Here is a 16,141-nt window from a genome sequence, read left to right as displayed (position 1 = left end):
TAAACAAATTCACACGTTTTTATTGCGGATACCTGCTTTGCATAAAGCAGTACTTTGGACAGGATTTAAATGGACATTAACCTCACATTCGAATACCCCCTTCACGCATGAAACACGTTCTCAACGTCTGCAAGTCAATGAACTTCGCACCCCCTATTTCAGTCAGGTGGCCAACTTTCGGCAGCCTTACTCTTCAGCTGCGTTTGCCCAAATCTGTTTCAGATTTATTTTCGATTCAATTAAAAGCGCAGCCTCAAAACACGACATCGCCCTCAGTGATTTCAAGTGGAGACTCATAATGAGCCAACCCGAAAAAAATACACCGGAATCAGTCGACGACACTCGACTTAATAAACGTCTTAAAGACATGCCTATTGCTATCGTTGGTATGGCAAGCATGTTTGCGAACTCTCGCTACCTAAACAAATTCTGGGATTTGATCAGCGAAAAGATCGATGCAATTACCGAAGTGCCTGATACACACTGGCGCCCAGAAGATTACTACGATTCAGATCGTACTACGCCAGACAAATCTTACTGTAAGCGCGGTGGCTTCATCCCAGAAGTTGACTTCAACCCTATGGAATTCGGCCTTCCGCCAAATATCCTAGAACTGACTGATACGTCACAGCTGCTATCTCTGATCGTGGCAAAAGAAGTACTTGAAGATGCGAAACTTCCTGAAGGTTACGATCGCGATAAGATCGGTATTACACTCGGTGTAGGCGGTGGTCAGAAGATCGCTCAAAGCTTGAATGCTCGTCTTCAATACCCTGTTTTGAAAAAAGTCTTCAAGAGCAGTGGCATCAACGACGAAGACAGCGAAATGCTGATCAAAAAATTCCAAGACCAATACATCCACTGGGAAGAGAACTCATTCCCTGGTTCATTGGGTAACGTAATTTCAGGTCGTATCGCTAACCGCTTTGACCTTGGTGGCATCAACTGTGTGGTAGATGCTGCGTGTGCTGGCTCTCTAGCCGCAATGCGTATGGCTCTAAGTGAATTGGTTGAAGGCCGCAGTGAAATGATGATCACAGGTGGTGTGTGTACTGATAACTCACCAACCATGTACATGAGCTTCTCTAAAACTCCAGCATTCACTACTAATGAAACCATTCAACCTTTCGACATCGACTCAAAAGGCATGATGATTGGTGAAGGCATCGGCATGGTTGCTCTTAAGCGTCTTGAAGATGCAGAGCGCGACGGCGACAGAATCTACTCAGTGATTAAAGGTGTCGGTTCTTCTTCGGATGGCAAGTTCAAGAGTATCTACGCACCTCGCCCTGAAGGACAAGCAAAAGCACTAAAACGTGCTTACGATGATGCTGGTTTCGCACCGCACACACTTGGCCTTTTAGAAGCGCACGGCACAGGTACTGCAGCGGGTGATGTGGCTGAATTTGGTGGCTTAAACTCGGTATTCAGTGAGAACAACGAAGAGAAGCAACACATTGCGTTAGGCTCGGTGAAATCTCAAATTGGTCACACTAAATCAACCGCGGGTACTGCAGGTTTAATCAAAGCTGCCTTAGCACTGCACCACAAAGTACTGCCGCCAACGATCAACGTATCGGCTCCGAATCCTAAACTGGATATCGAGAACTCTCCGTTCTACCTAAACACACAAACGCGTCCTTGGATGAAACGTGTCGACGGCACACCACGCCGTGCAGGTATCAGCTCATTCGGTTTTGGTGGCACTAACTTCCACGTTGTATTGGAAGAGTACACACCAGAGCACGCTCGCGGTGACAAATACCGTCAGCGCCAAGTGCCGCAAACGCTGTTATTCAGCGCAGAATCTCGTCAAGCACTGATCAATGAGCTCAAGCAGGTTTCAACTCAAGCTGCAGACGCTGCATTCAAACTGGAAGCGCTTGCTGAACAACACGCTCTACGCGAAGTTGACGCTAAGCATGCTCGTATTGGTTTAGTTGTCACTGACCAAGCAGACCTTCAAGCGCAACTGACTCAAGCGATTTCTATGCTTGAGAGCCAAACCAAAACACATTGGCAGATGCCGAGCGGTACTAGCTACCGTGAGTCAGCACTGATTGCTGAAAACAGTGCAGGTAAAGTCGCGGCACTATTTGCAGGTCAAGGTTCGCAATACCTCAACATGGGTCGCGAGCTTGCTTGTCATTACCCAGAGATGCGTCAACAGCTTGCTCAAGCGGATCAGGTATTTGGTCAGCACAAGAAAACGGCTCTGTCGCAAATTCTGTTCCCAATTCCAACCTTCACACCAGAAGCAACCAAAGCTCAAGAAGCGGTGTTAACCAACACGGCCAATGCGCAAAGTGCAATTGGTACTGTGTCTATGGGTCAGTTCGACATCATGACTCAAGCTGGCTTCAAGGCCGACATGGTCGCAGGTCATAGCTTTGGTGAACTAAGCGCACTATGTGCATCGGGTGTTATCTCGCAAGACGATTACTACCAACTAGCTTTCGCTCGTGGCGATGCGATGGCGGCGACACCTGAACAAGGCGACAGCGGTACTATGTTTGCGGTCATTCTAGACGCAGACAAACTTCCAGCCGTTGAAAGCTGCATCAGCCAATTCGAAGGCGTGAGCATTGCCAACTACAACGCTCCGACTCAATTGGTTATTGCTGGTCCAACAGCAACCGTTCAGCAGGCAGCCCAAGCGCTAACTGAGCAAGGCTTCAAAGCAATTGCTCTGCCAGTATCTGGTGCTTTCCACACCCCGCTTGTTGCTCATGCTCAAAAACCATTTGCTTCTGCAATTGATAAAGCTTCATTCAGCGCTCCAACGCTGCCGCTTTACTCAAACGCAACGGGCAAACTGCACAGCAAAGACGCGAAAGCGATCAAGAAAGCGTTCAAGCAACACATGCTGCAATCGGTTCGTTTTAGCGAGCAAATTGAAGCGATGTATGAAGCAGGTGCGCGCGTATTCGTTGAGTTCGGTCCTAAGAACATTCTTCAAAAACTGGTTGAGAAAACATTGGCTGATAAGAACGAAGAGCTTTACGCAATCAGCATCAACCCAAGCCCTAAAGGCGACAGTGACCAACAGCTTCGCTTAGCTGCGGTTCAATTGTGCGTGGCAGGTGTTTCATTAGACAACATTGACCCTTACCAAGCTGACATTGCTGAACCTGCGAAGGCATCACCAATGAACATCAAGCTGAATGCAACCAACTACATCAGCCCTGCTACTCGTAAGAAAATGGATCAATCATTGGCTTCAGGCAACGTCACCGAAAAGACTGAGATTGTTGAAGTGAAAGTTGAAGTCGAGAAAATCGTGGAAAAAGAAGTGATTAAAACAGAAATCGTTGAAGTACCTGTGGCTGCTCCTCAAGCTTCAAATGTACAACAGTCAGTTGCTCCTGCACCAAGTGCACAAGTGGCAACAGCAGCTCCGCAATCACAAGTGGTTCAAACTGCCCCAACGACTAGTCAGCCAACAACTCAAGTAACGGTAGATGAGTCTTCATTGCAGTCGTTCTTCAATGCTCAACAACAAGCAGCAGAAGTACATCAGCAGTTCCTTGCGATTCCTCAGCAATACGGTGACACGTTCAACACCCTAATGTCTGAGCAAGCGAAAATGGCAACAGCAGGCGTAGCAATTCCTGAAAACCTACAACGTTCTATGGAGATGTTCCACCAGCACCAAGCAGAGACGCTAAAAGCTCACGCTCATTACCTAGAGATGCAAGCGCACAGCAACAACTCAGCACTTAATATGCTGACGCAAGGTTCAGTACAAACGGCACAACCAACCTTCGTTGCGTCAGTAAATGCTCAACCAGTGATTCAAGCGGCTCCAACAGCTATCGTTCAAGAACCTGTAGCTCAAGTACAAGCTGCTCCTGTACAAGCTGCGCCAGTTCAAGCTGCACCGCTTCAAAAGACAGCAGCTCAGCAAGCTCCAGTACAGAAAGCCGTTCCTACACCACAAGTAGCGGCTCAAGCGGCAGCGCCTGTTGCAGCTCAACCTGTGCCAGTTAAAGCGCAACCGGCTCCTGTGGCTGCACCAGTGGCAGTACAATCAGCCGATGCTGAAAAAGTGATGCTAGAAGTGGTCGCTGAGAAAACGGGTTACCCAACGGAAATGCTTGATCTAGAAATGGACATGGAAGCAGACCTTGGTATCGACTCAATCAAGCGCGTAGAGATCCTTGGTACCGTTCAAGACGAAATGCCAAACCTACCTGAGCTGAACCCTGAAGATCTAGCTGAGTGTCGTACTCTTGGTGAAATCGTCGGCTACATGAACAGTAAAAGCATGAACAGCAAGATGCCAGCATCAGCGCCTGTTGCCGCACAGCCAAGCGCAACCGCTCCTGTTCAAACAGCTAACGGCCTTGATGCAAAAGTCGTTCAACAAACCATGCTAGAAGTGGTTGCTGAGAAGACAGGTTACCCAACGGAAATGCTTGATCTAGAAATGGATATGGAAGCAGACCTTGGTATCGACTCAATTAAACGTGTTGAGATTCTTGGTACGGTTCAAGATGAACTGCCGACTCTTCCAGAGCTAAACCCTGAAGACTTAGCTGAGTGTCGTACTCTTGGCGAAATTGTTGACTACATGAACAGCAAGCTTCCGACTTCTGCACCAGTTGCAGCACAAACGGAACTAGTTGCGCCAGCAGCAGCTAACAACGGACTAGATGCGGCTGTCGTTCAAAAAACCATGTTAGAAGTAGTAGCAGAGAAAACGGGCTACCCGACTGAAATGCTAGACCTAGCAATGGATATGGAAGCTGACCTTGGTATCGATTCAATCAAGCGTGTTGAGATTCTTGGTACGGTTCAAGATGAACTACCGACTCTTCCAGAACTAAACCCTGAAGACTTAGCTGAATGTCGCACTCTAGGCGAAATCGTAGCCTACATGAACAGCAAGCTTCCAGCTTCTGCTCCAGTAGCAGCTCAAGCATCTACGCCAGCAGTATCAAACGGTTTAAACGCAGAACAAGTTCAAAGCACAATGTTGAGCGTAGTAGCGGATAAAACGGGCTACCCAACAGAAATGCTCGACCTAGCAATGGACATGGAAGCTGACCTTGGCATCGACTCAATCAAACGTGTTGAGATCCTTGGTACGGTTCAAGACCAACTACCAACCTTGCCAGAGCTAAACCCTGAAGACCTAGCTGAGTGTCGTACTCTGGGCGAAATCGTTGACTACATGAATAGCAAGCTAGGCGCTAATGAAGCTCCTAACGCAGCGCGTGCTCCAGAAGCCGCTGTAGAAAGCACGAGCAACGACCTAAACCCTGCTCATGTTCAATCGACAATGATGGAAGTGGTTGCCGATAAAACTGGCTACCCAGCAGAAATGCTCGACCTAGCGATGGACATGGAAGCAGACCTTGGTATCGACTCAATCAAACGCGTTGAAATTCTAGGTACAGTTCAAGACCAATTGCCAACGCTGCCAGAGCTAAACCCTGAAGACTTAGCTGAGTGTCGTACGCTTGGTGAAATCGTTACCTACATGCAAAGCAAGCTATCCGCTGCTGCTCCCGTAGCGACTCCAAAAGCTGAATCAGTAACGCCTATCGCAGAAACAGCGACAGCGGAACTTCCTCCACACAATGAGGTAGCGCTAAAAAAGCTACCAGCGGCAGATAAACTCGTCGATTGTTTCTCAAAAGACGCTTGTGTTGTGATCACCGATGATGGTCACAACGCCGGTGTTCTAGCAGAAAAGTTGACCGCTAACGGCATTCAAGTTGCTGTAGTGCGTAGTGCTCTTTCTGCCGCGTCACCTTTAAACAGTGAAATCGCAAGCTACACACTCAACAGCGTCGATGATGCTGGTGTGACTGCAGTTATTAACGACATCGAAGCAGACCTTAAAACGTCGAACAAAGTGATTGCTGGCTTCATTCACCTACAAGCTATCGTTGATGCTAAACAAAGCAACGAGCAAGCGGTTAACTTGAATGCAGACTCAAGAGCTTCACTGACGACAGCGTTCTTATTCGCCAAGCACCTAAATGGCCAACTGAATGCCGTTTCTGGTCGTAGCGTGTTCTTCACACTAAGCCGTATCGATGGTGGCTTTGGTTACCTAGATACTAAGCAATTAGCGAATGCAGAACTTAACCAAGCGGCTCTATCTGGTCTAACTAAGACACTGAGCCATGAATGGTCAAACGTATTCTGCCGTGCATTAGATGCTGACGCTTCGATTGATGCTCGTCACCTAGCTGAAGCTATCACAGGCGAACTGTTCGATATCGATACCAACACGGTTGAAATCGGCCTTAGCCATGCGGAAAACGGGGAATCTGGTCGTGCAACATTGATTGCGACAACACCAGGTGATGCGCAAACCAAAAACGTAGGTGCTCAGCTCACCAAGAGCGACAAAGTTCTGGTGACGGGTGGCGCTAAAGGCGTGACGTTTGAATGTGCACTGACACTTGCTAAGCAATGTAAGTCTCACTTCATTCTTGCAGGTCGTAGTAAGCATATTACTTCAGCTGAGCTACCTCAGTGGGCACAAGGCAAGCAAGAGAAAGAGCTAAAACCAGCGGCTATCGCTCACCTACAAGCAACAGGTGACAAACCAACGCCGAAGAAAGTTGATACCTTGCTAAAACCGGTATTGAGCAGCCTTGAAATCAACGCAGCACTTGCCGCTTTCAACGAGATTGGCGCGAGCGCTGAATACCTAAGCTTAGATGTGTCGAACCATGAGTCAGTAGCGAAAACACTGGCGAATTTCGAAGGCATCACGGGTCTCATCCACGGTGCAGGCGTACTGGCTGACAAGCACATTCAAGATAAAACGCTTGATGAACTGAACATGGTTTACGGTACGAAAGTGGGCGGACTAGAAGCAGTTCTTAGTGGTCTTGATAGCAGTAAGCTAAAACTGATTGCGATGTTCTCTTCGGCGGCGGGTTTCTACGGAAACACAGGCCAAAGTGACTACTCGATGTCTAACGAAATCCTAAACAAAGCGGCTCTGCAGTTGTCTGCGCGTAACCCTCAAGCAAAAGTGATGAGCTTCAACTGGGGACCGTGGGACGGTGGCATGGTCAACGCAGCATTGAAACGTATGTTCACAGAGCGCGGCGTGTACGTAATTCCTCTTCAGGCAGGTGCAGAGCTGTTTAGTTCTCAACTACTGAACGAAACTGGCATTCAACTGCTGGTTGGCACGAGCATGCAAGGTTCTGACAACAAGGAAGCTGCTGTAAAAAAGCTTAATGCGGAGTCTGTGCATCTTGCAAAGAGTCCGCTGAATACAAGCATCACTGTGACACGTCATCTTGATCCGAAGGCATTGCCTTTCATTCAAGATCACTGCATTGCCGGTAACCCAGTGTTACCGACAGTGTGTGCTATCCAATGGATGCGTGAAATAGCAGAGCAACTGTTAGGGGTGAACGTTAGCGTTCACAACTATAAACTGCTTAAGGGTGTGATTTTTGATACTGATGAAGTGCAAGAGCTAACGCTTGTCTTGTCTTCAGACGATAAATCAAAAGATCAGCTAAAAGCAGTAATCAGCTGCCAAGGGCGACCACAGTATCAAGCTCAGTTGCAAGTTGCCTCTGTGCAAGTGTCTGAAGATGTTCAACAAGCGTCGACAAAACGCTTTGAAGCTAACTCTTCAACACCAGTAACAACGGCACAAGCTCTATACAGTGACGGCACTCTGTTTCACGGACCAAGACTGCAAGGTATTACCTCAGTTGAACGCTTTGACGACTTAGGCTTATTGGCTCAATGCCAGTTGCCTCAGATTGAAAACAGCGACTGCGGATCATTTATTCCTAAGCAAGGCTTTGGCGATAGCCAACCATTTTCTGAAGATTATCTGTTGCAAGCAATGCTGGTATGGGCTCGATTGAAGTACGGCGCGGCAAGTCTACCGTCTGCAATCGGTGAGTTTGTTTGTTACGCACCGATGCACAATGGTGACCAAGGTTGGCTAGAACTGAGCGTGATAAAAAGCACGGCTCGTTCACTGCAGGCTGATATCTCGCTTTACCACCAAGATGGTCGTTTAAGTGCGGTAATGAAAGGTGCCAAAGTCACCATCAGCAAGAGCTTAAACGACGCATTTTTGCCGAAGTCTAGCTCTGCAGTATCAAAGAAAGAGGCGACTAAGAACCCAGAAAAGGAGCAATTGTCATAGTGACTGTTCCTACTAATAAAGCGATGCCATTGCGCATCGCTCTTTTAGCTCAGCCAGCAAACGCGGCTGAGCTTTCTGCCGACTTATCTCCTGAAATGGTTTCTGTTGTGGTTGATGGCAGTTTTAATCAAGCATTTACTCAAGCGATTGAGACAGTCAATCAAGGTAGGGTTGTTAAACTCTGTTTGGATTCTCACTCACCATCATTGTTGATGTTAAGTGCGCTGAATGCTGCTCAGAATAAGATTCACCCACACGCGAATTTGGCGGGCTTTGTTGAAGCTCTCGATCTAGATAATGGAGATAGCGTTCAGTTTGCTCTGGATATGTCACGCCGCCCCGCTTCAGATTTAAGCCATCAACAACAATACTCAACCCTATCTGCTTCGCAGCAGTTTAATGAGTTGTTGAATATGATTGAGGCAATATCGAGCCGTTCATTGCCGAGCCATTCATTACCTAACCATTACTGGTTCACTGAGCCGAACAAAGCACGTGTTGCTGCGTTAACCTTCAGCGAAGAAAACCAGAAATCCACCAGCCTGATATTGACTCAAGCGACCGGTTTGCACGAACCAAAACCATTGCTATCCAGCGAACGTTTGATGTTTGTGGTTTCTGGCTGCGAGCAAACTGAATTGGTTTCTCAGTTAACCTCGTTAAGAGTGGAGCTTCAATGCGTTAACGAAGCGGCAGACAGCGAACTTGCTATCGCCACCCTGATGCATTCAAACCTAAGTCACTTCCAAAGCGTTCAGCACAATGCTGGCCGTGGGGCGAACATCGTGATTCAAGCCGCTTCAATTGATGCTGCAATACAAGAGATCACAGCGCTAGAAAATGCGTTGCCAAAAGTAATGGCTGACAATAGCCAATACAAAACGCCAGCGGGCAGTTGTTTCTCACCGAAGCCTCAAAGCAAAGGTGGCGTTGCATTTGTTTACCCTGGTGTTGGCACGGTTTATCCCGGTATGTTGCGCGAATTTCACCACCATTTCCCACAGTTATTTGCTCGCTTAGAACGCGAAGGTAACTTGAAAGAGATGCTGCAGGCTGAAAAAACCTACGCTAAAGACTCGCAAGAAATGTCGCTTAGTGAATTGGCAATTGCAGGTGTAGGCAGTAGTTATCTGTTAACACAACTGCTATGTGATGAATTCAAAGTGCAGCCAGATTTCGCTTTGGGTTACTCCAAGGGTGAAGCTTCCATGTGGGCCAGCTTAAATGTTTGGAAAAACCCACATGCGCTGATTGAGATGACTCAAACCAGTCCTATTTTCACGACGGCTATTTCTGGCGAACTCACAGCTGTGCGTCAAGATTGGCAGCTGAACGGCAACGAAAGCATCCAATGGAATAGCTTTGTGGTTCGCAGTGATGCACAAGCGATTGAGGCTCTGTTACCAGAATTCCCACGCGCTTATCTCGCTATCATCCAAGGTGATACTTGCGTGCTAGCAGGTTGTGAAAGCACATGTCGTGCACTACTCAAGAAACTGGGTAAACGTGGTATTGCCGCTAACCGTGTTACTGCGATGCACACCACACCAGCATTGAGCCAACATAGCCAAGTGCGTGAGTTTTACACGCAACCACTGTTCGACGAATTGCCAAAGCATATCCGCTTTATCAGCGCAGCAGGTCTACCGACGGGCGCACCAATCAATATAGACAGCGACAGCATCGCCCTTTCGATTGCCGACACTTTCTGTTCGACGCTGGATTTCACCGCGTTGATCCAAAGTGCACGTCAACAAGGTGCGCGTCTGTTTGTCGAAGTAGGTGCCGATCGTCAAACCAGCACATTGATCGACAAGATCAATCGTAGCGACAACGTAGCAGACCAATACTGCACAATCGCTTCCAATGCCAAAGGCGGTGACGATGTTGTCACGCTCATAAAATGCATTGGTCAGCTCATTACTCATCAAATCCCATTGTCTGTCGAGCCTCTTATCCAAGGGCTAGAACAACAGATCACCGCAGCTAAGCAATTAAGCGGTTTGTCTCAAGGCAGCGCAGTGAATCATCAAGGAGAGCTAGTATGAGTTCTCAATCGAAACCATCTCAATATAAATATCAGGCTCAAAACAAACAGCAAGTGAAGTGCAATAAGATCGCGATTGTCGGTATTGCTAACCAATACCCAGAAGCCGATACGCCAAAAGACTTTTGGCAAAACTTGCTGGATAAAAAAGATTCTCGAACCACATTAAGCGCTGAAAAGTTAGGTGCTAAACCTGAAAGCTATCAAGGCGTTCAAGGTGAATCAGACCGCTTTTACTGTGACAAAGGCGGCTACATCGAAAACTTCAATTTCGATAGCAATGGCTACCGCTTAACAGCAGAATCGTTCAACGGTGTTGACCAGAGTTTCCTATGGGCTTTGGATACCAGTCGCAAGGCGTTAGTCGACGCAGGCATTGATTTAAATGCCGATGTTTTAGAGCGCACAGGCGTGATCATGGGTGCCCTTTCGTTCCCAACCACACGCTCAAACGACCTATTTCTGCCGATGTATCACTCAGTGGTCGAGAAAGCACTTAAAGATAAATTGGCTAATGATCAGTTTTCACTGCTACCAACCAATGAAACGGCTCAAGACCTCAACCCGATCAATGGTGCTGCGGCACATAACGCCTCTAAATTAGTGGCTGATGCATTGGGTCTTGGCAACGTGCAACTTAGCCTAGATGCGGCATGCGCAAGCTCAGTGTATTCATTGAAGCTAGCGTGTGATTACTTGAACACGGGCAAAGCCGACATGATGTTGGCAGGCGCGGTATCCGGTGCTGACCCATTCTTTATCAACATGGGTTTTTCCATCTTCCACGCTTACCCTGACCACGGTGTGTCGGTTCCGTTTGATAGCAACAGTAAAGGTTTGTTTGCTGGCGAAGGTGCTGGTGTTTTAGTCCTAAAACGCTTAGCTGATGCAGAGCGTGATGGCGACAATATCTACGCAGTCGTCAGCGGTATTGGCTTGTCGAACGATGGCCGTGGCCAGTTCGTATTAAGCCCAAACAGCAAAGGACAAATACAAGCCTTTGAACGCGCTTACGAGGCATCAAACCTAACACCAGACAGCATCGAAGTGATTGAGTGTCACGCAACCGGCACGCCATTAGGTGACAAGGTTGAGTTAACCTCAATGGAGCGTTTCTTTGCTGACAGATTGAATGGTTCTAACCCGCCATTGATTGGCTCTGCGAAGTCAAACCTCGGTCACTTACTGACTGCGGCAGGTATGCCAGGGATCATGAAGATGATCTTTGCGATGAAAGAAGGTGTACTTCCGCCAAGTATTAATTTGGACAAGCCACTATCATCGCCTGAAGGTTTATTTGGATCACAGACTCTGCCAACGCAGGTTCAACCTTGGCCAAGTAAAGCGGGCAACCAAGAGCGCTGTGCAGGTGTTTCTGTATTTGGTTTCGGTGGTTGTAATGCTCACTTACTGCTTGAAGCGTATTCAGACACCAGTCATGTAAACCAGACTCAAGAATCGGTTTCTCCAAGCCTACAGCCGTCTAATTTAAGCATTACTGGTCTCGCATCTCACTTCGGTTCTCTGCAAAGTATCAATGCGCTGAGCACTGCGATTGAAACCAACAACGATGCTTTCATTGCTTTGCCTAAGAAACGCTGGAAAGGCTTAGACCAACATCCAGAACTACTGAATCAGTTTGGTTTACACGGTATTCCAAATGGCGCGTACATCGATCAATTCGATCTCGATTTCCTTCGCTTCAAAGTGCCGCCAAATGAAGATGACCGTTTGATCTCTCAGCAGTTGCTACTGATGAAAGTTGCGGACGAAGCCATCAAAGATGCCAAGCTTGTTGCAGGCCAAAAGGTTGCGGTTTTAGTCGCGATGGAAACTGAGCTTGAGATGCACCAATTCCGTGGACGCGTAAACCTGCATAGCCAATTGGCTGACAGCTTTACCAACATGGGTATCGAACTAACTCAAGACGAATACCAAGCGCTAGAAACCATCGCGATGGACAGTGTGATGGACGCAGCAAAGCTGAACCAATACACCAGTTTCATTGGTAACATCATGGCTTCGCGTATCTCTTCATTGTGGGACTTTAACGGCCCTGCCTTTACGATTTCAGCCGCTGAACAGTCGGTTGCTCGTTGTATCGATGTTGCACAAAACTTGATGTCGCAAGAATCCATGGACGCAGTCGTGATTGCAGCCGTTGACCTTAGTGGCAGTGCAGAGAATGTGATTCTGAAGAACAGCGTCAGCCCAGTGTCGCTTGCTCCAAAATTCGGACAACCGCAAGACGGCAGTTGGAATGTAGGTGAAGGCGCAGGTGCGATTGTTCTTGTGGAAGAAAACCGAGTAGCGAGCAACCAAGACACGGCTTACGGCAGTATCAACGCGTTGGCCTTTGGTTCAAGCGAGCGCAGCAACGCCGTTTCTGATGAGTTACTGACTCAAATCGGTATGAGCTCGAACGATGTTTCTCTGCTTGAGCTTAACCATGCACCAGAATCTTCATCTCATCAGTTTTCATCATATCAGTCTTCATCTCTCAGTTTAGGGGACGCAAGGACGACTCAAGCAAGTCAACGTGTTGGTCATTGCTCTGCAGCTTCTGGTATGGCAAGCCTGCTACACGGTCTGCTCAACCTGAACCTTGCACCTCTGAATCCAAATATCAGTTCTAAGAGCGCGATTGTTGCCAACATCAGCGAAGGACAATGTTCACAGCTGCTACTAAGCCAATCGGGTGTTGAATCTCAATCACTATCGGTTCGTTTAAGTAATGAATTAGCGAGTGATGCTAAGCGCCAATTAGTTAAGCAAGTGACTCTAGGTGGTCGCGATATCTATCAACATATTGCCCAGACTCCAGTGACTAACTTGGCTGCGATTCAGCAGAAAGCTTCTGGTAAACAAGCAGCAAGAGTGGCGTCGGTTCCAACGACAGCAAGCATTCAAGCAGCCCTTGCGCAAAAAGAGTTAGAGAAGAAAGCATTAGCGCAAAACGCGGTAGAGCCAGTCATCCAAACTCCTACATCAGTATCCCCTACTCTGGCGCCAACTCGCCACAGTCAGCTAATAGGTAACCACAGCAATATGACTCATGTCCTATCCGCTAAAAATGGCGTATCGAATATCGACGCTAATACGGATGCAGCATCACAGCCGTCTGTAACACCATACAACCAAGCTTTTGCTCAAAATCAGCAAGCAGCTCAGCAAGTACACAAAGCATTCCTGCACACACGTGCCCAAGGCATGCAGATGGCTGATGCGCTATTAAAAGCACAGCTAAACGCAATTACGTCTGGTTTAGATAGCTCAGCCGAAACATTAGCTCAGCCTGTTCAAGCTCAATCAACTCAGGTTCAGTCAACACCAGTTAACGCACTTGCGACGCCAGCACCAGTAAAACCTATCCGTAAGCCATGTATCTGGGATTACGATGATCTGGTTGAATACGCGGAAGGTGATATTGCGAATGTATTTGGCCCTGACTACGCGATCATTGATAGCTACTCGCGTCGCGTTCGCTTACCAACCACCGACTACCTATTGGTATCTCGTGTAACCAAGCTCAACGCGACAGTGAACGAGTACAAGCCAAGCACAATGACTACCGAATACGACATCCCAGTTGATGCACCGTATCTTGTTGATGGTCAGATCCCTTGGGCTGTTGCAGTTGAATCTGGTCAGTGTGACCTAATGCTGATCAGCTACTTAGGTATCGATTTTGAAAACAAAGGTGAGCGTGTTTATCGCCTACTTGATTGCACGCTGACCTTCCTTGGCGACTTGCCTCGTGGTGGCGATACACTGCGTTACGACATCTCAATCAACAACTTTGCTCGCAATGGCGACACGCTGCTGTTCTTCTTCTCGTACGAATGTTTCGTTGGCGACAAGATGATCCTGAAAATGGATAACGGCTGTGCGGGCTTCTTCACTGATGAAGAGCTAGCAGATGGCAAAGGTGTGATTCACACTGAAGATGAAATCAAGGCTCGTAAGCTTGCAACTAAGCAACGCTTCGACCCTATGTTGCACTGCCCTAAAACGCAGTTTAACCACCAAGAATTGCGTCATCTACTGACAGCCAACATTGCAGAGTGTTTTGGTCCAACTCACCAATCCAATAGCCACCAGCCTTCTTTATGCTTCAGCTCAGAGAAGTTCATGATGATCGAAAAGGTTAGCCGTGTTGAACCACAAGGTGGCACATGGGGACTTGGTCTGATTGAAGGTCATAAGCAGCTAGAGCCTGAGCACTGGTACTTCCCTTGTCACTTCAAAGATGACTCAGTAATGGCTGGCTCTTTGATGGCAGAAGGTTGTGGTCAACTTCTTCAATTCTTCATGATGCACCTTGGCATGCACACGCTTGTTCAAAATGGTCGTTTCCAACCGCTTGAGAATGCGCCTCAACAAGTACGTTGTCGTGGACAAGTGCTACCACAATCGGCAGAGCTGACTTACCGCATGGAAGTGACTGAGATTGATCTAAGCCCTCGCCCATACGCGAAAGCTAACATCGATATCTTACTGAACGGCAAAGTGATTGTTGATTTCCAAAACTTGGGTGTGATGATCAAAGAAGACAACGAATGTACTCGTTACCTACCTTCTTTAGAAACAGCTGCCGCGACCCCTGTTATCGAAAGCTTGGACCATAAAAGCTTGGGCCATACGCCAGCAGTGAACCAACAAGCTTCAATAAACGCTCCACTTATGGCGCAGATTGAAGACCTAGAAACTGCGCCAAACAAAGGTGTGGTTCCTCTTCAACACGTTGAAGCTCCAGTAACACCTGATTACCCGAACCGCACACCAGACACAGTACCTTTCACTCCGTACCACATGTTTGAATTTGCGACAGGCGATATCGAGAAATGTTTCGGTCCTGATTTCTCTATCTACCGTGGCATGATTCCACCACGTACTCCGTGTGGCGACTTGCAGCTAACTACTCGCGTTGTTGAGATCGACGGTAAGCGTGGTGACTTCAAGAAACCTTCATCGTGTATCGCAGAATACGAAGTGCCAGAAAATGCATGGTACTTTGATGAAAACAGCCACCAGACCCTAATGCCTTACTCGGTATTGATGGAGATTTCACTGCAGCCAAACGGCTTTATCTCTGGCTACATGGGAACAACATTGGGCTTCCCAGGTGAAGAACTGTTTTTCCGTAACTTAGATGGTAGCGGCAAAATGCTGCGTAACGTCGACTTGCGTGGCAAAACGATCACCAACGATTCTCGTCTGCTTTCAACCGTAATGATGGGCACCAACATCGTACAGAGCTTCAGTTTCGAATTGAGTACTGACGGCGTGCCTTTCTACCAAGGTACAGCGGTATTTGGTTACTTCAAAGGCGCAGCACTGAAAGACCAACTTGGTTTGGACAACGGTAAAGTGACTCACCCTTGGCACGTTGATAACAATCGCACGCCAGATGTAAACATCAACCTGCTAGACAAAACAACGCGTTACTTCAATGCACCTATTTCTGCTACTGGTGAAGTGCAAGAGCACTACCAACTGGCTGGCGGTCGTTTGAACTTTATCGATACGGTGCAGATCACCAGCGATGGTGGTAAAGATGGCCTAGGTTACCTTTACGCTGAGCGTACAATTGACCCAAGCGATTGGTTCTTCCAGTTCCACTTCCATCAAGATCCGGTAATGCCAGGCTCTCTAGGTGTCGAAGCGATCATCGAGTTAATGCAAACCTACGCACTGAATAAAGATTTAGGCGCTGGCTTCCGCAATCCGAAGTTTGGTCAAATCCAATCTGAAGTGAAATGGAAATATCGTGGTCAGATTAACCCTCTGAACAAACAGATGTCTCTGGATGTACACATCACTGCGATTAAAGACGAAGACGGCAAACGCATCATCGTTGGCGACGCAAACCTAAGCAAAGATGGTCTGCGTATTTACGAAGTGAAAGACATCGCTATTTGTATCGAAGAAGCATAAGCCTAACACGG

At 47.7% G+C, this 16,141-nt stretch carries 3 protein-coding genes; all 3 read left to right on the top strand.

Going from position 1 to position 16,141, the window contains the following annotated elements:
• Nucleotides 1–298 precede the first annotated feature (298 nt).
• Genes AB4307_RS12355 through AB4307_RS12345 form a run of 3 tightly spaced genes read left to right on the top strand, consistent with a single transcriptional unit; the run spans nucleotide 299 to nucleotide 16,130 of the window.
• Nucleotides 299–8,146, top strand: a complete 7,848-nt coding sequence (locus AB4307_RS12355) for a phosphopantetheine-binding protein (protein ID WP_372131989.1) — start codon at nucleotides 299–301, stop codon at nucleotides 8,144–8,146.
• A complete protein-coding gene (locus AB4307_RS12350) occupies nucleotides 8,146–10,194 on the top strand; it encodes a PfaB family protein (protein WP_372131987.1) in 2,049 nt (682 codons plus the stop codon). Before AB4307_RS12355 ends, AB4307_RS12350 begins: the two co-directional genes overlap by 1 nt.
• Entirely contained in the window at nucleotides 10,191–16,130 is a 5,940-nt protein-coding gene (locus tag AB4307_RS12345; RefSeq protein WP_372131985.1) for a hotdog fold thioesterase, read from the top strand. Before AB4307_RS12350 ends, AB4307_RS12345 begins: the two co-directional genes overlap by 4 nt.
• Nucleotides 16,131–16,141: the final 11 nt, after the last annotated feature.

The sequence above is a fragment of the Vibrio sp. 10N.261.52.C2 genome (genome assembly GCF_041471425.1).
Taxonomy (GTDB): domain Bacteria; phylum Pseudomonadota; class Gammaproteobacteria; order Enterobacterales; family Vibrionaceae; genus Vibrio; species Vibrio crassostreae_C.
Note: the sequence above shows the minus strand (reverse complement) of the source record. Positions and strands in the feature narration are given on the sequence as shown.

Excerpts from the sequence above, each read along its gene's own strand:
- AB4307_RS12355 (WP_372131989.1), top strand. The coding sequence starts at position 299 with ATGAGCCAACCCGAAAAAAATACACCGGAATCAGTCGACGACACTCGA.
- AB4307_RS12345 (WP_372131985.1), top strand. The coding sequence starts at position 10,191 with ATGAGTTCTCAATCGAAACCATCTCAATATAAATATCAGGCTCAAAAC.